The following is an 18,911-nucleotide window of genomic DNA, read 5'->3' on the forward strand; positions in this document are numbered from 1 at the left end:
GTGGCCGGGATCAGATTGGAATGGTGGCCGCCATCAAATCGGTAGCCTGGCCGCGATCAAATCGTAACAGGTGGCCGCGATGGATTGGAATCTGCAGTGAGGCGTCCCCCTATCCCGATCAACGTCCTTTATCATGGGTGGTATCGGCTCAATTTCAGGGCGGGGGTCGGTTGAAAATACTCAAAAGTATGATATAGTATGCAGATAACTTTTGCAGGAGGACAGCCATGGCCGAGATCGAGCGACTGACGATCACCTTGCCGTCCGATATGGCCGCCGTCGTCAAAGGCGCGGTCGAGGGCGGCGACTACGCTTCGAACAGCGAAGTTGTGCGTGAGGCACTACGCGACTGGAAGATGAAGCGTGCGCTCCAGCTTCAGGAACTCGCATCTCTCAAGGCCGACATCGACCGAGGCCTGACGGACCTAGCTGAAGGTCGTGTGCAGGACTTTGACAAGACGCGGATTATCGAACGAGGGAGGAAGCTATTAGCCGGCCGCTCCCCCTCCGCTTAACCGAGGCGGCCGAATCCGATCTCGCCGAAATTTGGGTGACGCTCGCATTCGAAGCATCGGAGGCGATCGCAACCCGCTTCGTCGATGCGGTCCAGAAGACCTTCGAGCCCCTGCGGTATTTTCCGTTCTCCGGTCCCGCGCGTGACCAGCTTGCCCCTGGCCTTCGTGTGACGTTCCACAGCCCCTACGCCATCTACTACCTACCGCAACCCGAGGCGGTCGTGATCGTCCGCGTCATTCACGGCGCGCGAGATATCGCTGCACTGGCCGAACGCGGGGCTTTCACATGAGCGACCAACTACCCGTCCCGGTTTCTCGCGGCAAAACGGGGATCGCGACAGCTCGATCACCCGCTTGTCCGCGTGGTAGGCCTTGTCCGCCTGCGCGGGCCGGCGAATTCGCCACCTGAGGCCGGTCGAAACCGCCACCGCTGGCCGCAGGTACCGAGCCGTTAGGCGAGGCGGGACTGCCGTTGACGAACAACTTTATCTGGCAAGAAGAGAATTCGTCAACTAGAATACTCTTGCTGTGGTCGATGTCGTGATTTTTGCCACCTGTGTATTAGGTGAATAATGTGGATAAATATCCTAAGATATTTACTTTGTGCGCCTATTTCATCCGCAGCCAGATCCGCCGCCGCCCGACGGGCGCCGTTGCCGCGCATCGACTTGCCTTGAGTTCGAGGCGATACGCGTTGTTGACGAGGCGATCCAGGATCGCGTCGGCATATGTCGGATTCCCTGCGGGACGCCATCTTTCATAAATCACTATATATCAATGTGTTAAAAGGTGACTCGCGGCGAGATTTGACCAACGTTTTGACCAATGCTTAGTTGGGGCATCAGGTCGCATTGGGTGCTTGCTTACGTGCCGAATTACCCTCATTTAATCCAGCAACGTCGTGTCTGGTTTGTTCGCATTGTCGTGCCCGCCGACGTCCGGGGCATGTTGAACAAATCCATCTACAAGGTGACGACGAAAGAGACCGACATCCATCGCGCCGTGCTTGTCGCCGCGCCGATCATTGCGGCGATCAAGCAGACGATCGCCGATGCGCGGGCCGGCGCCGCGCCGCCAGTCGAAATGCGGGCTGAAGCCTTGGCAGCGCGGTTTCGCGAACTGAGCGGGCCGGATGCCGAGCGCTTCAAGCTCGACGAGGTCGTGAAATTCGTCCTACGGGAGACGGGGCGTGAGTTGCACGCCTACGCTGCGGAGCTGTTGCCTCAGAACCACGTCGCGTTCCCGAACGAAGATACACACGTGGCCCGTCGAGTGCGGATTATCACCGGCAAAGCCACTCCGTTCCTGGAGCATCTGGAACCCTGGAAAGCTGCGGTCACGGTCAGCCCGAAAACGCGCGATGAATACGAGTCTGCGATTCGCGAGTTCGCGGCCAGGGTAGCCCGCCCGATCGAGGATCTGACGCAGGCGGACGTCCAGTACTGGGTCGATGGCCTATTCAGCGCGGATGAGGACGATAGCCTTGACGCGAAAACCGTCAACAAGAAGCTGAGCGGTCTGAGGAATTATTGGGGGTATATGAGCCTGCGAGGCGCCGTGGAGCGGGGTCGGAAGATTTTCAATGAGCTCGACGTCAGGAACCGTACCGGTCACGTCAGCATCAAATTGGCGCGGTATCTGCCGAAAGATGTGGTGCGCCTGTGGCGAGCGGCCGAGACCGGCGGCAACGAACCTCTGGCAAACATGATCAAGATTGCGGCCTACACAGGCGGCCGGCGGGAAGGCATCGCCTGCTTGAAGGTGTCAGACATCAAGGTGGACCCGGATACCGGCGTTCGCTTCATGCACACCACGGGCAAGACCGATGCCGGGGATCGGGACGTTCCGATACACGCAGCCCTGGCGCCTCTGATTGACCGCTTGGTGGAGCGACCCGACGCCGATGGGTATTTGATACCTAGCGAGGCCGACAACCAATACGGGATCAGGGGAACGCTGCTGGGGAAGGATTTTTCGTTGCTAAAGAGCCGGTTGGGTTTCGGAGAAGAGCATAATTTTCACTCGATACGCCGAACCGTGACCCACATGCTGGAAACGGCTGAGTGCCCGGAGGGCGTGGCCAAGGACATCATAGGCCACAAGAAGCTCGACATAACGTTCGGCCTATATTCAGGCCTCACGCCCATCGATCAGAGGGCAAAATGGCTGGAAAAGGCTATCGTCTACGCCACCTGATCGAAGGGGCAATCATCGGCCAGTTCGATAATCTGCACCGCCTGCATCCAATTGTCGTCGTCCACGCTGATGCGGACCACCGACCCTGCGGCCACCGGTTGAAGCGGCACCGGCCGTCGGTCCTTTGAGAACATTCTCGGCGGCGTCGTGCCGAACAACCACTTTCCGCCCTTCAAGAAAACCGCGTAAAGCCCCTTGTCCGTGGCGAAGGCGCGCAGCGGGTGCGTGACGGCAGCGTAGTCAACAACGCCTTGTAGTATCTTGGACCTGGGGGTGGCAGCGTCGTTTCGGCCAGGCCGCCATTCAGCGCCGCATGCGGTGCAGCGAGTCAATGCGCCTGATACCTCGGTTTTCTGCCGGCAAGCGCATGTTGTCGGCGTCGAGTCAGCCACGGCTCATCTCTGAACTATGTCGATAAGCCTTCCAAGCATCTGCCGGCACCGCCGAACCGGCGACGCGCAGCCAGAGAGCGCAGTCAGCCTCGGTCAGGTTGTTCCACCAGACCATGCCGATTGCTTCATCCGACGTCGGGGCTCGATCAGTCATTGGAGACAAACCTTGTCGTCAGACGAGATTCAAAAAATGGCGAGCTGCCGTTGATCCGGTATTGGAGGCAACACGTGACGACCCGCGTCCAGGTGATCAACGAGCCACCTTGACCTTGACGATCTCGCCCAAGAAGGCGGCCATTCGTCAGATTGACGTGTTTAGACGGGAGGGGTTTGCGGTTGCTCACTGGTTTAGTACACTCCGCGAATGAGTGACGATAAGCCTCCGAAGCCCAGCAGAACCCAGAGGAGTACGCCGGAACCGGATGCGGTGCAGCGTCTGGACGAAGTCCGCGCGGAAAATGAACGGCTGCAGGCGGAGCTGGCTCGTGTTAGGTTGACGCCGCGTGTAGGCGCCGTCGCGGCCGCGCCTATGCGTCGCTCGGTCGAACCCGTCGCGCCTGGTGAACTGGCGCGAACCTTCGGGGACAACTTGCGACTCGCGCGGACGGAACTGCGATTGTCGCAGCGTGAGCTGGCGCAGCTTTCCGGTATATCGCAGAAGCACATCAGTCTAATCGAGCAGGGCGGAAACGCGACCTTGGCCACGATCGAGGCGCTAGCGCCACATGTCGACCGGACCGCTCTAGAGCTTCTGACCCCCCGTCCTCGCCGTCGATAAAATCTATCACGCCTCATAGTCCTTCTTGACATCCGTTATGATGGTATATAGGTGATCATTTAGATGATGATCAAGGGGTCAACGTGAGAGCTCTCCTCTGATGGGCAAAGACGTAGAGACATACGCGGCCGAGTTAAGGGCAGCGTTCGGTCGGCATTCCAGGCGAGCGCGTCAGGACATGGATCTGTCGCAGCGCGACTTCGCGGAACGCGTGGGCCTCGATCAGAAGATGATTTCGGTAATCGAACTAGGGCAGCGGAATCTGACACTTTTGACGATGGCTAAGGTCTCGCAAGTGCTTGGGATACCGGTGCCAGCGATGTTGCAGCCATACCGAACCTTATCCGGTGGCGACGCCGGATAAACAGTCGGAAGGGGCGCTGCGAACGCCCCAACCGACCTAACCCCAAGACACAGGAAAGCACTCCATGTCGAGGCTGAACCCATATAAGGCGAGCGGAGGGCTGTTTTCCATAGCGACTCCAACCGCTGAGATCCAGTTGGTCGCATCAACCCGCGATCTGCTCGTGGACCTCCAGGCAACAAGCTATGACGTATCCGGCCATCGGCACCTGTCTCATGCGACGGCCGCTCTGAGTTTGGACGACGCGATCCGCCTCGAAATGGTTTTGGGCGACGCGATCTCGGCCGTTCTCGCGATCGATGACCCCAGACAAACCGCCCTTTGGTCGCCCGCCACCTACAGCGATGCCCCGCGCAGCGGGGGGCGGTGACGTGATCAAGATTTTCACCACAGCGGCCGGCAACGTCGTGCAGGTCACGGCCAACCGGGATAGCTCCGTTGAGCTGGATATTTTTACCATGTCCGGTCAGATCGCCGGGCATGGGATGGGGAAGTTCACGCTTGGCGAAGCCGGCGCGTTGGTCGCGCAGCTTCAGCGAGCCATTGAGATGGTCCCCGCAGGTTTGCACGAGGTGGAGGCGTGAGCGCCCCCACCAAACTGGCCCCGATCCAGTGGCTTTTTGCCGGTGATCCCACCCATGACGACGGGATTTCGATCCCCATGCCGCCCCTGTTGGTGCCGGTCGCCGTCCAGCGGCGCAGCCGCTTGTTGTCGAGGCGTTTCCTGCATGCGTCTGCGGCTTTCTGCGCGGCCGGCCTGGGCGGCGCCCTGTTGTGGGTTATCGCAGCTGTGGCATCGCCATGACCCGCAGATGGCGCAATGATTCGATCTTCGGCCCTGGCCCCCGTCGATCTCTCGACCGTGAGCAGCGGGCGCGGTTTCGCTTTCTGGCCCGAGCACATGCTCGAGGTGGGCGGCTTTCCGCCAAGGCGCAATGGGTAGCAGAGGCCCTCCTGAAGCGCCTTGGCGCCGATGGTCAGTGTGACCCATCCCACGACACCCTCGCGGCTGACGCGGGCTGCGCGGTGCGGACAGTTCGGCGCGCGCTGGCGACCTTGAAGCAGCTTGGTCTGTGCACGTGGGTTCGTCGGCTTGTCAGAGAAGGTTGGCGCGTTGAGCAGTCCAGCAATGCCTATTTACTGTCGCCCAGCGTGCCTAATCCTACCGAATGCCACGTTGGCAGACCAACCAACCCTACAAATAGAAGTATAGGCCGACAAGTAAACGCGATTGCGGATCCGAAAGCGGAGTCGACGCCAACGGAGGTCGCAGCGGCCGTCGCCGCCCTGGCCAGTCGTAGGGCAGTTGTAGAGGCGATGCTTCGGAAGGGAAGGAGCATCTTAACATGACATCGAGCACCCAGGTAAACGCCGCGGCTTGGGTCGTGACGGCGGCGTACTGCACCCCGCTCGCGTTGCTAATCATTTGGGCTGTGTGGCCGCCCATGGTGGCGCCCTTCCTCTTTGCGGATAGATGGTTCGCGGTTGGGCCTGAGGTCTGTCTGTGCATCGGCCGGGCGATCAGGAGCCGGGGAATATGACTATTCTCACTGTCCCGGCGGCGATCGCGCTGGCCTTGTCCTGCAACATTCCACGACCGGTGGTTCCCGTCATCGTGGGCATCGCACGGCATGAGTCGGGGCTGAACACCGCTGCGATCAACCACGACGCCAACGGCACCATCGACGCCGGCTTGGCCCAGGTGAATTCCTCGAACTGGGGGTGGTTAGGCATCCATTCGCTGCGGCAGGCCCTTGACCCCTGCACCAACCTACGCGGCGGCGTTCGGGTGCTCCTGGCACGCTACAACGGCAACGGCTCCGATGTCTCCAAAATGATCTACGCGGCCTCTGTCCTGGCTGGCATCCCCCAGGCCAGCGGTCCGGCGTCAGTGCGGCCTACTCCGCCGATCCCGTCCAATCCGTTCACAAAGCCATCGCGGACTGACCGCGAAATCGCGTTCACTGTCGAAAGGAAGTAAATCCATGTCTTGGCTCACGATCGCACAAAATATCAGTCAGTTCATCACATCGCAGTTCGGTATTCTGCTTTGCACGATCGCTATTGCGGTGGCAGGCGGGCGGGCAGCGCTCCACGGGCACTGGGGTCACTTCTGGTCGGCCATTGCTGGCGGTGGCGTGCTGATGTCGTCGGCCTGGGCCGTCCAGACATTTATGGGCGGCTAATGTCCCACGACCACGACAGGGGCGAGATCCTGTATCTCGCCCTGACCCGTCCAACGCTCGTATGGGGCGTGCCCTTCGAGGGACTGGCGTTGAATGTGTTTGTCACGTTCTTCGGCGGCATCGAATTCCAGGCGCCGACGCTCTGGCGCTCACCGTTCATGTTCTGGCTGGCGGCGATCCCGATCCACCTCGCCATGCAGCGACTGACAAGCTGGGACTATCACTGGTTTCGGACAATCCGGCTCTGGGCGCTGACGACCGGAACCGGGCGCACAACGCTGGAAAGCCTGCCAACCCAGGCGGCACGGACGGCGCGGGAGTGCTCCAGCAGTGGTTAGCCAGGTCCACGAAGCCCTGATCGGCGACAAGATCCCACTGGTGGCCCACATCAGCAACGATGTCGTCCTGATGCACGACCAGGGCGTCACCGCCATGTTCGCTGTCGGCGGGGTGTTTCCGGATACGGCCGATGCGGCAGACGCAGCGAGCTGGTTCGACCGACTCCATAACGCGCTGCGCAATGTCGCGGCCGAGGATATCGAGCTTACCGTCTATCAATGCCGGGGCGACGCTGAGCCATCCGTCTGTCAGGACGGTCCGCACACATCGGAGTTTGCCCGCGCTCTCGCCGCTGCGTACCGAGAGAACCTGTTTCGTGGATCGCTCTATTCGAACAAGCTGTTCCTGGCGATCACGATCCACGCGCCGAACGCGGCCGCGCAAGGCATTCTAAAGTTTTTCGCTGATGCCGCCGCCGATCCCCGGGCGGGGATCACTGAGCGCATGACGCGGCTGAACGAGATCTGCCAGCTGCTTCAAACGCAACTCGGGGTCTTCGGCCTCCGGCGGCTTGGCTATGTCAAGCGTGGCCACGTGATCTTTTCCGAGATCGCCGAGGCCATTGTCCTCGCCATGACCGGCAAATGGCGACAGATCCCGGCCAGCACGGGCCGGCTGAGCCATGCCATGTTTTCCGAGGCCATCCGGTTCAGGCGCAAGCGTGTGGAGTTCCACGGCGCGGGCGATCCGACCTTCGCCGAGATATATGCCTTCAAGGAACATCCGGCGACGACCTGGCCTGGGATGTTCCACGGCCTGGGCATGGCACCCTACCGGCTGACGCTGATGCAGTCTTTCCGGTTCCTGTCGAATGCGGCGGGCATGACCGCGGTCACCCGGAAGCAAAACCGCATGGTGGTGGCGGGCGACAAGGGGGTGAGCCAGATCGCCGGACTGACCGATGCGGCTGATGAGCTGATCTCGCGCAAATGGGTCCTGGGCGACCACTCGCTGGTGCTGATTGCCTTCGCGGACAATCCCCGCGCGATGAATGAGGTTGGCAACGCGGCCTGGCGCGATCTTGCGGCGTGCGGTCTTGTCGCGACGCGGATGACGAAAGCGCTGCAGGCGGCGTTCCTGAGCATGGCGCCTGGCGGCGGCGCTTGGCGGCCCCGCCCGGGCTTTGTGAAGTCCAGCAACTTCGTGGCGTTCGCACCGCTCTACAACTGGCCAGCCGGCAACGATCGGGGTCATTGGGGCGGCCCGATCGCGACATTCCGCACATTGGCCGGGACATCGTTCGCCTTCCACTGGCAGCCACCCGGCAGCGATGTCGGGAATACGGTGATGACGGGCGCCACCGGAGCCGGAAAGACCACCCTGGTAGCCTTCCTGCTGGCCATGACGGCGGGGCGGGCTCGCATCGTGGCTTTGGACCACAAGCGCGGATGGGATCTCCTGATCCGTCGCATGGGTGGCGACTATGCTGTCCTGGGGGCTGGCGAACCGCATTTCGCACCGCTGAAGGCATTGGACGCGTCCCCAAGAAACCTCGAATTCCTGACCGATCTGCTGCGCGGCTGCATCGGCGGAATGATGACCGAGGAAGAGGGCCGACGACTGGCAGTCGGGCTGTCATCGATCATGACGCTGCCACCGGAAAGTCGTGGCATCGGCGAGCTGCGGGCATTCTTCGATGACGCGGCCGAAGGGGCGGGCGTCCGCCTCGAAAAGTGGATTTATGGCAATGAGCTGGGATGGGTGATCGACGCGCCGGTCGACACTGTCCGGTTTGGCCATCTGTCCGGATTGGACACCACGGCACTGCTGGACAACCCCAGGGCGCGCGGCCCAGCCATGGCGTATCTGTTTTATCGCATTGCGGCACTGCTGGATGGCTCTCCGTTGCTGCTGCCCATGGATGAGGGCTGGCGGGCGCTCCTCGATGAAACCTTCCGGGCAAACATCGAACGGCAGTTGCGGACGATCCGCAGCAAAGGCGGTGCGGTGGTGTTCATCACCCAATCGCCCCGCGACATCATCGACAGCGGCGTTGTTCGGATCTTGGTCGAAATGTGTCCGTCCCAAATTCATGGCGCGAACCCCAGGGGCACGCGTGAGGACTATGTCGCGGGCCTGAAGATCAGTGAGGGCCAGTTCGAGGCGCTGCGTAGCCTTCAGGGTGGGACGGGGATGTTCCTGATCGTCCAGGGCACGAAGGCGGTTGTGGCGCAACTCCCGCTTGGCGGCATGCCCGAATACGTCCGGGTTTTGTCGGCCCGTGAAGACGATATCCGGCGCGCGGACCTACGGCTTGCCGCTCCGATTATCGGTAGCGCCATTGGAAGGGAGAGCGCGGCATGACGAAGACCAAATGTATCCTGCTCGGAATCATCGCCGGGATCACGTTACTGGTTGCCGTCGATCGCGGCGCGAATGCCGAGATACCCGTGATCGATACGGCCGCGCTCGGTGAATGGGTCTCCCAGCTTGCTGATGAGGCCAAAGCCTATGCGTTGCAGGCCGAGAAGTATGCAAAACAAGTATCACAATACACGACGCAATTGCAGCAGTACGCGCAGGAAATACAACTTTTCGAGAATTTCTCCCACAATCCGTCGCTCGGAGCGGCGCTTGGCGTCCTGATGGGTGCTGGTCTGAGGAATCAGATGCCGGTCAGCCCCTACGCTATTCTCAGTCTGGTCAACGGCTTTCAGAACATGGGGAACGGCGGGTTCAACCTCGGCGCGATCAGTGGTATCCTTGGATCGCTGAACGGGCTCGCCAACAGCGCGTACACGACGGCGCACATCTATACGCCTACAGACGGATCGTGGGCGTCCCAGCAGCTTATCGCACGTGGGGCTGGTATCGCTGGTGAGCAAGGCGCCACCCAGGGCGCCTATGCGGATCTCCGTACGCATCAGGCAGCCCTTCAGCCGCTGCGGGACAACCTGCTCGGCGCGACGGACACAAAGAGTGTCCTCGATGCGACCGGCCAGATTCAGATTGAAACCGCGTGGAACGTGAACGAGGCCGCACAGCTCCAAGCCGTATCGGCGACCTATCAAGCGCAGAAAGATAGCATTGTGCAACGAGACAACGAACGTCTGGACCAGGATATCGAAGGCTTCCTGGCGAGTTCACCGACGCCAAACCCGTGAGGATTTCCAATTTCCATGGCTGTTGCCCTGATCATGCTTCTGGTGGCTCTCTATGCATTTCAACATGGCCCAATATCAGTCGGCTTTGTAGCGCTTGTCGCCATGTTCTACTGCCTGTTCTTCGTGCGCGTTCGGTAATCGATGGCTAATTGGGCGCTCTTCGCGGGGATCTACGCGACCATCATCCAGCCGGTCATGAACCAGATGCAGGGCATGATCGGCGCCGTTTGCGCCGCCATGCAGCCTGTCGCGCTGGCGATGGTGACGGTATGGCTTGGATTCGTCGGTTTCGACATCGCGAACAGTACCAAGACCGTCCAGGCGGCGATGAAAGATTTCTTCATCGCTGGCATGGTGATCGGTGCGCTTCAGGCTGGCCAGTACGGGCAATACATTTCGACCTTCTTTCTACAGGCGGTCCCGAACACGGTCGGCTCAGCGCTTGGCGGGGACACTTCGCCGGTCGCGGTACTCGATACTGTTCTCAACAATAGCGTCACCTCTGCGTTCAAGGTCTATGAGGCGTTACCAAGCTACAGCCTGAAGACAATACCGCTGGCGATTTTTGACCTGGTGTTCCTGGTCATCGATCTCGCCGCCGTCGGCTATACGTTCGCGGTCTACATGATCTCGGCGATCGTCAACGTTGCGGCCATCCTGATCGGCCCGGTATTTCTGGCCCTCGGTGTGCTGCCATTTGCGCGCAAATTCACCTCCGGTTGGCTGGCTGTCCTGGTCGGCGGATGCACCACGCAGTTGCTGGTGCTGGCCGTGATCCAACTCGTGTCGCGGTCCGAAATCACGATGATCCAGCAGGTCGTCGTGACGAGCGCGGCCAGTGGTTCGAACGCCATCGCCATGATCTGGGGCCTCGCCCAGTGCGCCTTGCTGATGGTGCTCTGCTGCGCGGTCGTGAAGCGAATTCCGGACATTGCCCATGCAATCGCCGGCGGCGTCTATCACGGCAGCCAGGGCGCTCATTCGGCCACGTTCGGACTTGCGACCGTCGTGGGCGCAGCGGCGGTTGGCGGCGCTAGAGGGGCCGCCGGCGCCGTTGGAACGAATGCAGCCCGGCAAATCGGAGCTGGGGCGGTCGCGCGCGCGACCAGCCCGGCCGGTCGATCTCTCTCTGGAGGCACACTCTGATGTCACGCTGGATATTGTTCGCGTTCGCGCTATTCCTGTTGTCCGCTTGCGGCAACATCCAGGACAAGCGCCTCCCCACGGTCAGCAAGGACGATCCGACCTGGCCGCTGACGCCCGATCATCTCGAATATGGAGCACTGCCGCGGTGAGCGGGATCAGCAAGATAAGTCCATGGACGGCCAAGCCTCTGACCGATGCGACAAAATCGGCGAAATTCCGTGCCGTCATGGACCTGTCCGCCGAGCGTGTCATCCTCGGCCGCTCGGCGATTGTAACGGGTTGGGTGATCGGTTCGATTGGCGTGATAACCTTCGCCGCATCGATCTTCGGATGGATGACGATCCTGCCGCTGAAGACGACCGAAGTGAAATTTTACCTGGTGGACAAGTCGACCGGCATCATCAGCCAGCCCGTCGGCCTTCAAGACGCACCCAAGCTCTTCGGTGCCGCGGTCGAGCAGCAATACCTCCGTCGCTACATCGAGGCCCGCGAAGGCTGGGTGCCCGAGCTGGATGAGCAGAACGACCACATCGCCAAGATCATGTCCTCGCCAGCCGAACAGGCGCGGATTGCGGACGCCCGCAATGCCGCCAGCAGCCCGGCGAGGGTGCTGGCCAAAGACGGGCATATCACGGTCGGGAATTTCCGGTTTCATCCGCTGGCGATCGGCAAGGACGGGATAGCGCGGTCCTATCTGGTCCAGTTCGACCGCACCGTCTGGCGCGGCGCCAACAAGGACCCAACGCAGCCATGGTCCGCCACGGTCGATTTCCAATGGCATCCCACGCTGCCGATGCTGCCGGCTGACCGCACCATCAATGCTGGAGGCTTCCAGGCGATCGCATACAGCGCCAGGTCCGACACCCCCGACACACGGAGGCAATAATGCGCATTCTCACGGCCGTTCTGCTGGCCTCTGTCCCGCTCGGTCCGCTCTACCAGCCAGCCTCGGCGGATGAAACAGCGGCATCGACGGGTATTCGCGTCGTTGCCTACTCGCCACTTCGGCGAACCGAGGTTGTCGGGCTTGTTGGCGAACCAACGACAATCACCTTCCCAAAAGGCGAAAGCGTCTATCGGATCGTCCAGAGTGGGAAGACGTCAGCGGACGGCACGATCCAGGATGCCGGATGGCAAGGGCCATCGGCGGCCGATGTCAAGGAAACGCCGCTTGGCAACGTCCTGCCCTTGTGGCCGTCCCGCCCGGGCGAAAGCACGATGAGCGTCATCACCATGTCGGCCGAGGGCGTCCAGCGGGTCTATCCGTTCCACCTGGTGGCCAAGCCTGACGGCCCGGGTGCGGATGAGGCGCCCGGCATCGTCCTGAACCTTATTTTCAAGGGTGAGGGCATCCCTCCGTCCCCATCCGCAACAATCCTGTCGCAGGCCTCGGACTTGGCCAAGATCACGACAGCATCTGCGACCGTCCACCTTCGGAAGACCGGGTTGGCGGCCAGGAAGCGTCGGCAGGCGCAAGCGGAGGAGCGGCTTCACACGGATGCGTTCAACACGATGCCGGGCGGATGTGGCTACCATGCTCAGGGCAAAAAAGACGTCGCGATCACGCCCCGCTGTCCGATGGACAATGGCCAATGGACCCTGATGCGGTTCCCTGGCCTGTCGCAGAAGCCGGCGGTCTATGTGGTCACCGGCGACGACCACGAACGGCTTACCCGGCAACATGCGTCCGGTGATTTCGTGGTGGTCGAGGAGATCGCCCGGCGTTTCCGTCTTCGCCTCGGCCCGGACGTCCTGGACATCGTCAACGACCACTTTGGCCGGGCCGGATCGCCGCCGGACACGGGAACAATTTCGCCGACGGTGCAACGCGATCTGATCCAGGCGAAGCAATGATGGCACCCCGGTCTGACCCAGACGAGAATGACGAGATTGAGCCAACCCCGCTGTGGAGACGCGGCAGGGTCCAACTCGCCGCGGTCGTCGCCCTGGTGGTGTTGGGGTTCCTCTTCACGCGCGGCAAAGCCCCGCCAAAGCCAGACGAGGCGAAGGCGACGGACAATTATATTGGCGTCGTGGTGCCCTATCAGGCGACCAAGGCCGAAGCGGTGCCACCTGCGCCAGTCAAGGCAGCGGGGCCAGTTCCAACCCCTGAGCCAGAAGTTGCAGCCGTCCCGCCTGCGCCTATCATGCCGCCTCTGCCCACGTTGTCCGGTCCAAGGGCGCCGGAGCCGCTCCGGCCGGTCATGCTGTCTTTCGCGGTCCCGCATTCCGACGGGCCGAAGCCTGCCGCCCCACCCGCTGAGGTGCCGGAGACGGGGGTCGATTTCAAGACAGCGCGGCTTCCCGGCACGAAGGCGTCGCCCGCGATCGACGACACCTATCTTTTGATGCCGGGATTGCTGCCCTTGGTTCTCGACACCGCCATAGAGAGCGATTTGCCCGGTCCCATCTTGGCGCATACCCCTGGCCCCGTTTACTCGCGCAAGGGTGTTCTGTTGCTGGAAGCCGGGACGCAGGTCATCGGTCGGTATGAATCGATCGGCAAGAGCGGCAGCAACCGGTTGCTGGCGACATCGATCTATGCGGTGACCCCGCACGGCATATTCGTACCGCTGTCCGGCGCGCCGCTGTCGGACGATCTTGGCCGGACCGGCCTGGATGGGGCGATCGACAACCATTTCGCCCAACGATTCGGCGTCGCGATCCTGCTGTCTCTGGGCGAAAGCGCAATGGGTGTGTTGCAGGCCGATGTCAGCAAGGGTGGCAACACGTATCTGGACCTCAACAGCGGTGGTGGCGTCGGGGGTCTCGCCCAGCAAATCCTGCAGGCACAAGTCAACATCCCGCCCACATTTTCCAAGCATCAGGGTGAGACGATCGCCTTGTTTATAGATCAACCGGTTGATTTCTCGGCCAGCTATCGAATTCGCACTGTAGGAAACCATCCATGAGACATGGCGAACGGACGCTGCGCCACCTGTTGGAGCCAATCCAGGATCTGCTGGCTGATCCGGCCATCACTGAAATCGTCATCCAGCGACCACATGAAGTGGGGATCGAGTGCGGAGGACGGTGGGAATGGCGCGATGGCGTGGCGGAATTCGATCTGCAGCGGCTGGACGCGATTGGCATTCTGGCCGGTTCGCTGCTGTCAAAGCCGTTTGATCCGGCGCATCCCATCTGCATGACGACCCTGCCGGACGGACAGCGATGCACCATCGTTCGGCCGCCGGTCACGTCCCCTGGCACTATATCGATGACGATCCGCATCCCGTCCAAGGCGGTGCATACGATCCACGATGCCAGCTTTACCGACTTGATGAGGGCCGCGGAGAACCACAAGCGCGGCCATAGCGCAACAGATGACCGATTGATCAGTCTCTACCAGAGCAAGGACTGGTCAGCGTTTTTTGACCTGGCGGTGCGCAGTCATAAAACGATCGCTGCGACGGGCTCAACCGGGTCGGGCAAGACGACCCTGCTGCGGCGGCTGATGCAGGCGATCCCGCCGGAGGAGCGGGTCATCACGATCGAAGACACTGACGAATTCGGACCGCTGCCGATCATGAATCGCGTGGCGCTGTTCTACGGATCGGCGAATGTGACCGCTGAGCATCTGGTCGAGACCAGTCTCCGTATGCGGCCGGATCGCGTGGCCATGCAGGAGCTACGGGGCGCCGAGGCATTCGCCTACGTCCGGCTGCTCGCGGCCGGGCATCCAGGCGGCTTGACGACGTGGCATGCCGAGGACGGAGACCCGTTCACGCCACTGGCCTTGATGGCGAAGCAGAACCGGGCAGGCCGGGAAATCCCCGATGACAAGTTGGACACCATTCTCCGCTCTTTCATCGACGTTGTTGCGTTCTGTCGGCGTGACGAAGGCGGGTTTTCGGTCCCGAGTGTGTGGTTCAGGGCGGCGGAAAAAGTGGCGTTGGCGGCATGAAATGCATGATCGCAACAGCGGCGGCCCTTGCGTGGCTGGCCAATCCTGCCAGCGCGCAGTCGCTTCAGTCCGGCGGTATCGGCGAGATGCCGTATGACTTGCCGCCGACATCGGTGGCCCAATGAAGCGTGCGGCCGTCATCATCCTGTCGCTGGCGGTGGCGGGCATGGGCTGGACGGCCTTGGCGTCGATGTCGTTGTGCTGGGCGATCCAGCGGCATGATCTCTTCGTCTGGCCATTCAACCAGTGGTGGATGCTGGCACCGCTCTGGTTCGGGGCAAACTGGTATGCGACGCTTCTGGTCGCGGTGAGCACCATCCTGCCAACCGTCATCGTCGGCATGCTTCTCTTCGTCCTTTTTGTCTGCCTGCGTTGGCGCCACCGGCAGCGTCGCCGCTTGGTGCCAGGGTGTGACACCACGAGCGCGGTGGAGCGGGGCACAACCGACAACCACGGACATGCGGCCTGGGCGGGTAAAAGGCAGATCGCCGAGCGGTTCAGCGCGCCGGGCTGTCTGATCGGTGCGGTGGACCGAGGCCCGAAAGCGAGGTTGTTGTTCGATGATGTCAACGCCGGCCCTGGTCATAGCCTGATCTTTGCCGGGCCAGGCGGGCACAAGACGATGACGGCGGTCCATCGCATCTGGCGCTGGAACGGTCCGCGCGTCGTGTTCGATCCGTCCTGTGAGATCGGCCCAATGATGACGGCGGCTCTGCAAGACGACGGCTGCAACGTGGTGTCGATCGGGCTGGATGGGAACGGGCTGAATGCGTTGGACTGGCTCGACCCAGCCGATGGCGAGTGCGACGCGCACATCCGTACCGTGGTCGACCATGTGTGGAATTCGGGCGGGGCCGGGCGAAGCGGCGCACGTGGCAATGTCGATCCGTTCTGGGAACTTCAAGGGCGCTCGCTGGTGTCCTGCCTTTTGGCGCACTTGATGTATCAATCGAGTGGCCCGAAGACGCTCGCGCTGCTGCGCGAAGGAATCGCGCTTCCTGAGGCGGATCTGAAGACCTTGTTGGCGGGTATCCATGCCGGATCGCCGAGCAGCATGGCGCGGGGCATCGCGGGTGGACTTATGGCGATGGGGGCGCCGGAGACGTTCTCTGGTATCGTCGCCAATGCCAAGGCGGGGACGGACTGGCTCGGCGTGGCCAGCTATGCCTCCGTCGTGTCCGGTGATGCGATGAGGACGATGGATATCCTGGATCCGAACACGGTGGTGTTCGTCCAGATCCCGTTGCGGACGCTCCTGGCGACGCCAGCGGTCGGCCGAGCGGTCATCGGCAGCCTGTTCAATGCGCTCTTCGGTGCTGACGGGAAGATCCCGAACAGCGTGTTGTTTCAGATAGACGAAGCCGCAATCCTCGGGCCGCTGAAGGAAATCATGCTGTGTTATACGACCGCGCGAAAATATCGTGGGTGCATATCGGCAATATTCCAAAGTGAAGCGCAGCTGGAGGAGACATTCGGCCGGGAGGGCGCGAAGACGCTTCGCGATTCGGCGGCATGGCGCTCCTACAATGCTGTCCAGGATGGCGACATTGCAGAACGACTTTCCCGCGACATCGGCAGTCATGCCGTGTTGGCTTTCAGCGAAGGCGACAATCAAGGCCAGTCAAAACCGTTTGGTCTTACCCTCGGATCGGCCTCGCGCGGATCGAATGTCAATATCCATGAGATCAGTCGGCGGCTGGTCAAAGTAGACGAGATCATGCGGGCGCCAGCGGACGAAATGTTCGTCCTGGCCCGGAACTTCGCCAATCCGATCCGCTGCGTGACGGCCCCTTTCTTCAGATACCCGGATCTCGCCGGGCTGATGGCGGCCAATCGATTCGCCAAAACCTCGTAGGAGGGTCCATGCACGTAGTTTCACAACCCGACGCGATCGCCGATCAGCAGCGGGTGAATCTTTGGCAAGTCACAATGGAGGTGGCTCGCCACAGTCAGCAGGAGGTCCCGCAGGTCCAGCAGGACGTTCCCACGAAGAACAGCAGGACCTCCGGCAACGGTTACAAACAAGCCATCGCTGACGCCCAAACGAACATGCCATCAGGAACGCCACGAATGACGCGGCGACTCAGGCGCTAGATCCAGAATCAATAAAGTGCGACACAGGTTCGACATTTGAACCCTGGCCCGGGACCGGGTGTTAAGCCGGTTCGGTCGAGAGGCGGTTGTTGCCGACGGGCGCGTCTGTGGACATCACCCGTGCGTTGATCGCCTCAAAATGGCCCTTCAAGATTTACGGTGGCGTTCTCGGTCGGCGAGGGTGGCAGCGGCAAGAGCCTGATTGCGCTTCAAGCGACGGTTTCCATCGAAACCAGGCAGCTGTTCCTGGACCGTAAGATGATGCAGGGGCGGTGGCATGCCTGTGCGGTGAAGACAGCTCCTCCTTCGCCTACGCCCATTCTTGGAGTATTGGGTCTGCAGATGCAAGAGCTGGTTGGGTGTGTTGTTGTTGTCGCCGATGGGTAAATGTTCGTAACACTTCAGCTCCGGCACGGAGACGGCCCGGCCAAGCGGCAGGCCGCGCGCGGGCAGGATTGGCGAGGACGCAGGCAAAGCCCGCATGGCCGCTGCGGACAGTCTGGTCGAAGGCTGTCAAATTGTATAAATCGCGATTGAAGACGAACCGGCATTGAGGATCGAGACCCGACGATTTTGCGCCCCGGGGTGCCTCTGGCCTGGGAGAGGGAAACCTTCCTTCTGGTTGAGGACGATGTGGACACCTTGGCATATGCGGCCGAGGCATTGAAATCGCTGGGCTATGGTATGATCGCCGCGATTCTGCGCCGCGGCTGCACGGACGGCCTCAAGATCGTCAATAAGTCTTTCGTGCCTTCCGGGGTGGCCATCGCCGTGCGCGACGCGGTGGATAACCCCACCGGATCAGGTGAATCGAGTTGACCTCTGTTTCCCGCTTTAGGAGCCAAGTGAGCGCTGGGGGACTACAAACGTCATGAAAGGCTGGATTTTCGGTGCATAATGGCGCTGGAAACGGCGCCCGTCCTGTGCTGAATCAGCCCCACGGCGGCACAAGGAACCCGGCAGGTGCGTATAACGATGATTGGCGGCGGCTATGTCGGCCTGGTGTCCAGCGCCTGCTTCGCGGAATTCGGCACCGAGGTCACGGTGGTGGAAACCGACGTCGTCAAGCTCGCCGCGCTGCGCGAAGGCCGGATGCCGATCTACGAACCCGGCCTGGAACAACTGGTGCGGGAAAACGTCAAGGCCGGCCGGCTCGCGTTCACCAACGACCTGGCCGCGGCGCTCGACGGCACCGAGGCGGTGTTCATCGCCGTCGGCACGCCCACACGGCGCGGTGACGGCCACGCCGACCTGACCTATGTCTATGCGGCAGCGGAACAAGTAGCTCGGGCACTGACCGGCTACGCGGTGATCGTCACCAAATCCACCGTCCCCGTAGGCACCGGCCGCCGCATCCAGGAGATCGTCAGCGCCACCCGCCCGGACCTGCGGTTCGACGTCGCATCCAACCCGGAATTCCTGCGCGAAGGCAACGCGATCGGCGACTTCATGCGCCCAGACCGTGTGGTCATCGGTGCCGAATCCGATCGCGCCAGGGAGGTGATGCGCCGCCTCTACCGGCCGCTGTACCTGATCGAGGCCCCCATCGTCTTCACCGCCATCGAAACCGCCGAACTGACCAAATACGCCGCCAACGCCTTCCTGGCGATGAAGGTCACCTTCATCAACGAAATGGCCGATCTGTGCGAGAAAGTCGGCGCCGACGTGCACGACGTGGCACGCGGCATCGGCCTGGACGGCCGCATCGGCCGCAAGTTCCTGCACCCCGGCCCCGGCTACGGCGGATCGTGCTTTCCCAAGGACACGCTGGCCCTTGTCCGCACCGCCCAGGACTACGGCGCCCCGTCTCGCCTGGTCGAGGCCACCGTCGCAGTCAACGACGCCCGCAAATCCAGCATGGCGATGCGGGTCATCGCCGCCTGTGGCGGTTCC

The 18,911-nt window shown here is 61.7% G+C and carries 25 protein-coding genes; 23 read left to right on the forward strand and 2 right to left on the reverse strand.

Annotation, left to right across the window (positions count from 1 at the left end; translation table 11 throughout):
* The first annotated feature begins 227 nt into the window (after window positions 1-227).
* From GSQ89_RS07615 to GSQ89_RS07625, 3 genes are all read left to right on the forward strand, one after another.
* A complete protein-coding gene (locus GSQ89_RS07615) occupies window positions 228-515 on the forward strand; it encodes a ribbon-helix-helix protein, CopG family (RefSeq protein ID WP_158923645.1) in 288 nt (95 codons plus the stop codon).
* A 35-nt stretch (window positions 516-550) separates the two neighbouring features.
* Window positions 551-805, forward strand: a complete 255-nt coding sequence (locus GSQ89_RS07620) for a type II toxin-antitoxin system RelE/ParE family toxin (RefSeq protein ID WP_254073114.1) — start codon at window positions 551-553, stop codon at window positions 803-805.
* Between the two features lie 565 nt (window positions 806-1,370).
* On the forward strand, window positions 1,371-2,711 hold the full coding sequence (locus GSQ89_RS07625; protein WP_158923647.1) for a tyrosine-type recombinase/integrase: 1,341 nt from the start codon (window positions 1,371-1,373) through the stop codon (window positions 2,709-2,711).
* On the opposite strand, the gene GSQ89_RS07630 is transcribed toward GSQ89_RS07625, so the two are convergent.
* Window positions 2,699-3,103: a hypothetical protein gene (locus GSQ89_RS07630; RefSeq protein ID WP_158923649.1), complete on the reverse strand. Its 405-nt coding sequence runs from the start codon at window positions 3,101-3,103 to the stop codon at window positions 2,699-2,701. The genes GSQ89_RS07625 and GSQ89_RS07630 overlap by 13 nt on opposite strands.
* A 529-nt stretch (window positions 3,104-3,632) precedes the next feature.
* Between GSQ89_RS07630 and GSQ89_RS40015 the strand changes: the two genes are divergently transcribed.
* The 16 genes from GSQ89_RS40015 (at window position 3,633) to virB11 (ending at window position 14,924) form a co-directional block, all read left to right on the forward strand.
* The gene (locus GSQ89_RS40015) at window positions 3,633-3,881 is read left to right on the forward strand and encodes a helix-turn-helix domain-containing protein (protein ID WP_371734229.1); all 249 of its coding nucleotides are present in this window, start codon (window positions 3,633-3,635) and stop codon (window positions 3,879-3,881) included.
* 100 nt (window positions 3,882-3,981) lie between these two features.
* Complete coding sequence (locus tag GSQ89_RS40020; protein ID WP_371734228.1) at window positions 3,982-4,245, forward strand: helix-turn-helix domain-containing protein; 264 nt, start codon at window positions 3,982-3,984, stop codon at window positions 4,243-4,245.
* 371 nt (window positions 4,246-4,616) lie between these two features.
* Window positions 4,617-4,829, forward strand: coding sequence for a hypothetical protein (locus GSQ89_RS07645; RefSeq protein WP_158923655.1), 213 nt, complete (start codon window positions 4,617-4,619; stop codon window positions 4,827-4,829).
* The gene (locus tag GSQ89_RS07650) at window positions 4,826-5,050 is read left to right on the forward strand and encodes a hypothetical protein (protein WP_158923656.1); all 225 of its coding nucleotides are present in this window, start codon (window positions 4,826-4,828) and stop codon (window positions 5,048-5,050) included. Before GSQ89_RS07645 ends, GSQ89_RS07650 begins: the two co-directional genes overlap by 4 nt.
* Window positions 5,047-5,595, forward strand: a complete 549-nt coding sequence (locus GSQ89_RS40025) for a helix-turn-helix domain-containing protein (protein WP_158923658.1) — start codon at window positions 5,047-5,049, stop codon at window positions 5,593-5,595. Before GSQ89_RS07650 ends, GSQ89_RS40025 begins: the two co-directional genes overlap by 4 nt.
* Before the next feature lie 187 nt (window positions 5,596-5,782).
* Window positions 5,783-6,226, forward strand: coding sequence for a lytic transglycosylase domain-containing protein (locus GSQ89_RS07660; RefSeq protein ID WP_158923660.1), 444 nt, complete (start codon window positions 5,783-5,785; stop codon window positions 6,224-6,226).
* A gap of 4 nt (window positions 6,227-6,230) precedes the next feature.
* Window positions 6,231-6,431 (forward strand): TrbC/VirB2 family protein, encoded by a 201-nt coding sequence (locus tag GSQ89_RS07665; RefSeq protein ID WP_158923662.1) that lies wholly within the window; start codon window positions 6,231-6,233, stop codon window positions 6,429-6,431.
* Entirely contained in the window at window positions 6,431-6,769 is a 339-nt protein-coding gene (locus GSQ89_RS07670; protein ID WP_158923664.1) for a VirB3 family type IV secretion system protein, read from the forward strand. The genes GSQ89_RS07665 and GSQ89_RS07670 overlap by 1 nt, the downstream gene beginning before the upstream one ends.
* A complete protein-coding gene (locus GSQ89_RS07675; protein ID WP_158923666.1) occupies window positions 6,762-9,074 on the forward strand; it encodes a hypothetical protein in 2,313 nt (770 codons plus the stop codon). The genes GSQ89_RS07670 and GSQ89_RS07675 overlap by 8 nt, the downstream gene beginning before the upstream one ends.
* The gene (locus GSQ89_RS07680) at window positions 9,071-9,874 is read left to right on the forward strand and encodes a type IV secretion system protein (protein WP_158923668.1); all 804 of its coding nucleotides are present in this window, start codon (window positions 9,071-9,073) and stop codon (window positions 9,872-9,874) included. The genes GSQ89_RS07675 and GSQ89_RS07680 overlap by 4 nt, the downstream gene beginning before the upstream one ends.
* A 141-nt stretch (window positions 9,875-10,015) precedes the next feature.
* Window positions 10,016-11,020 carry a type IV secretion system protein gene (locus tag GSQ89_RS07685; RefSeq protein WP_158923670.1) on the forward strand — a complete coding sequence of 335 codons (1,005 nt, stop codon included), beginning with the start codon at window positions 10,016-10,018 and terminating at the stop codon, window positions 11,018-11,020.
* A complete protein-coding gene (locus tag GSQ89_RS07690) occupies window positions 11,020-11,169 on the forward strand; it encodes a hypothetical protein (RefSeq protein ID WP_158923672.1) in 150 nt (49 codons plus the stop codon). Before GSQ89_RS07685 ends, GSQ89_RS07690 begins: the two co-directional genes overlap by 1 nt.
* Entirely contained in the window at window positions 11,166-11,906 is a 741-nt protein-coding gene (locus GSQ89_RS07695) for a VirB8/TrbF family protein (protein WP_158923674.1), read from the forward strand. The genes GSQ89_RS07690 and GSQ89_RS07695 overlap by 4 nt, the downstream gene beginning before the upstream one ends.
* Window positions 11,906-12,874 (forward strand): TrbG/VirB9 family P-type conjugative transfer protein, encoded by a 969-nt coding sequence (locus GSQ89_RS07700; RefSeq protein ID WP_158923675.1) that lies wholly within the window; start codon window positions 11,906-11,908, stop codon window positions 12,872-12,874. The genes GSQ89_RS07695 and GSQ89_RS07700 overlap by 1 nt, the downstream gene beginning before the upstream one ends.
* Window positions 12,874-13,932: a TrbI/VirB10 family protein gene (locus GSQ89_RS39875; RefSeq protein ID WP_158923677.1), complete on the forward strand. Its 1,059-nt coding sequence runs from the start codon at window positions 12,874-12,876 to the stop codon at window positions 13,930-13,932. The genes GSQ89_RS07700 and GSQ89_RS39875 overlap by 1 nt, the downstream gene beginning before the upstream one ends.
* Window positions 13,929-14,924: a P-type DNA transfer ATPase VirB11 gene (gene virB11 / locus GSQ89_RS07710; RefSeq protein ID WP_158923679.1), complete on the forward strand. Its 996-nt coding sequence runs from the start codon at window positions 13,929-13,931 to the stop codon at window positions 14,922-14,924. The genes GSQ89_RS39875 and virB11 overlap by 4 nt, the downstream gene beginning before the upstream one ends.
* A 64-nt stretch (window positions 14,925-14,988) precedes the next feature.
* On the opposite strand, the gene GSQ89_RS39100 is transcribed toward virB11, so the two are convergent.
* Window positions 14,989-15,510, reverse strand: a complete 522-nt coding sequence (locus GSQ89_RS39100; protein ID WP_254073120.1) for a hypothetical protein — start codon at window positions 15,508-15,510, stop codon at window positions 14,989-14,991.
* Between the two features lie 36 nt (window positions 15,511-15,546).
* Here GSQ89_RS39100 and GSQ89_RS07715 point away from each other — a divergent pair, with 36 nt between their 5' ends.
* The 4 genes from GSQ89_RS07715 to GSQ89_RS07730 all read left to right on the forward strand — a co-directional run.
* Complete coding sequence (locus GSQ89_RS07715) at window positions 15,547-16,779, forward strand: type IV secretory system conjugative DNA transfer family protein (protein WP_254073118.1); 1,233 nt, start codon at window positions 15,547-15,549, stop codon at window positions 16,777-16,779.
* Between the two features lie 398 nt (window positions 16,780-17,177).
* On the forward strand, window positions 17,178-17,405 hold the full coding sequence (locus tag GSQ89_RS07720) for a hypothetical protein (RefSeq protein ID WP_158923683.1): 228 nt from the start codon (window positions 17,178-17,180) through the stop codon (window positions 17,403-17,405).
* 246 nt (window positions 17,406-17,651) lie between these two features.
* Complete coding sequence (locus GSQ89_RS07725; protein WP_158923685.1) at window positions 17,652-17,837, forward strand: hypothetical protein; 186 nt, start codon at window positions 17,652-17,654, stop codon at window positions 17,835-17,837.
* Window positions 17,838-17,981: 144 nt separating this feature from the next.
* Window positions 17,982-18,911: UDP-glucose/GDP-mannose dehydrogenase family protein (locus GSQ89_RS07730; protein ID WP_254073115.1), on the forward strand; the 930-nt coding region annotated here is incomplete at its 3' end.

The organism is Acidisphaera sp. S103, assembly GCF_009765975.1.
In the GTDB taxonomy this organism is placed as follows: Bacteria; Pseudomonadota; Alphaproteobacteria; order Acetobacterales; family Acetobacteraceae; genus Rhodopila.

Excerpts from the sequence above, each read along its gene's own strand:
- GSQ89_RS07685 (WP_158923670.1), top strand. The coding sequence starts at position 10,016 with ATGGCTAATTGGGCGCTCTTCGCGGGGATCTACGCGACCATCATCCAG.
- GSQ89_RS07665 (WP_158923662.1), top strand. The coding sequence starts at position 6,231 with ATGTCTTGGCTCACGATCGCACAAAATATCAGTCAGTTCATCACATCG.
- GSQ89_RS39100 (WP_254073120.1), bottom strand. The coding sequence starts at position 15,510 with ATGACCAGGGCCGGCGTTGACATCATCGAACAACAACCTCGCTTTCGG.
- GSQ89_RS07715 (WP_254073118.1), top strand. The coding sequence starts at position 15,547 with ATGACGGCGGTCCATCGCATCTGGCGCTGGAACGGTCCGCGCGTCGTG.
- GSQ89_RS07690 (WP_158923672.1), top strand. The coding sequence starts at position 11,020 with ATGTCACGCTGGATATTGTTCGCGTTCGCGCTATTCCTGTTGTCCGCT.
- GSQ89_RS40020 (WP_371734228.1), top strand. The coding sequence starts at position 3,982 with ATGGGCAAAGACGTAGAGACATACGCGGCCGAGTTAAGGGCAGCGTTC.
- virB11 (WP_158923679.1), top strand. The coding sequence starts at position 13,929 with ATGAGACATGGCGAACGGACGCTGCGCCACCTGTTGGAGCCAATCCAG.
- GSQ89_RS07660 (WP_158923660.1), top strand. The coding sequence starts at position 5,783 with ATGACTATTCTCACTGTCCCGGCGGCGATCGCGCTGGCCTTGTCCTGC.
- GSQ89_RS07615 (WP_158923645.1), top strand. The coding sequence starts at position 228 with ATGGCCGAGATCGAGCGACTGACGATCACCTTGCCGTCCGATATGGCC.
- GSQ89_RS40025 (WP_158923658.1), top strand. The coding sequence starts at position 5,047 with ATGACCCGCAGATGGCGCAATGATTCGATCTTCGGCCCTGGCCCCCGT.
- GSQ89_RS39875 (WP_158923677.1), top strand. The coding sequence starts at position 12,874 with ATGGCACCCCGGTCTGACCCAGACGAGAATGACGAGATTGAGCCAACC.
- GSQ89_RS07680 (WP_158923668.1), top strand. The coding sequence starts at position 9,071 with ATGACGAAGACCAAATGTATCCTGCTCGGAATCATCGCCGGGATCACG.
- GSQ89_RS07700 (WP_158923675.1), top strand. The coding sequence starts at position 11,906 with ATGCGCATTCTCACGGCCGTTCTGCTGGCCTCTGTCCCGCTCGGTCCG.
- GSQ89_RS40015 (WP_371734229.1), top strand. The coding sequence starts at position 3,633 with ATGCGTCGCTCGGTCGAACCCGTCGCGCCTGGTGAACTGGCGCGAACC.
- GSQ89_RS07670 (WP_158923664.1), top strand. The coding sequence starts at position 6,431 with ATGTCCCACGACCACGACAGGGGCGAGATCCTGTATCTCGCCCTGACC.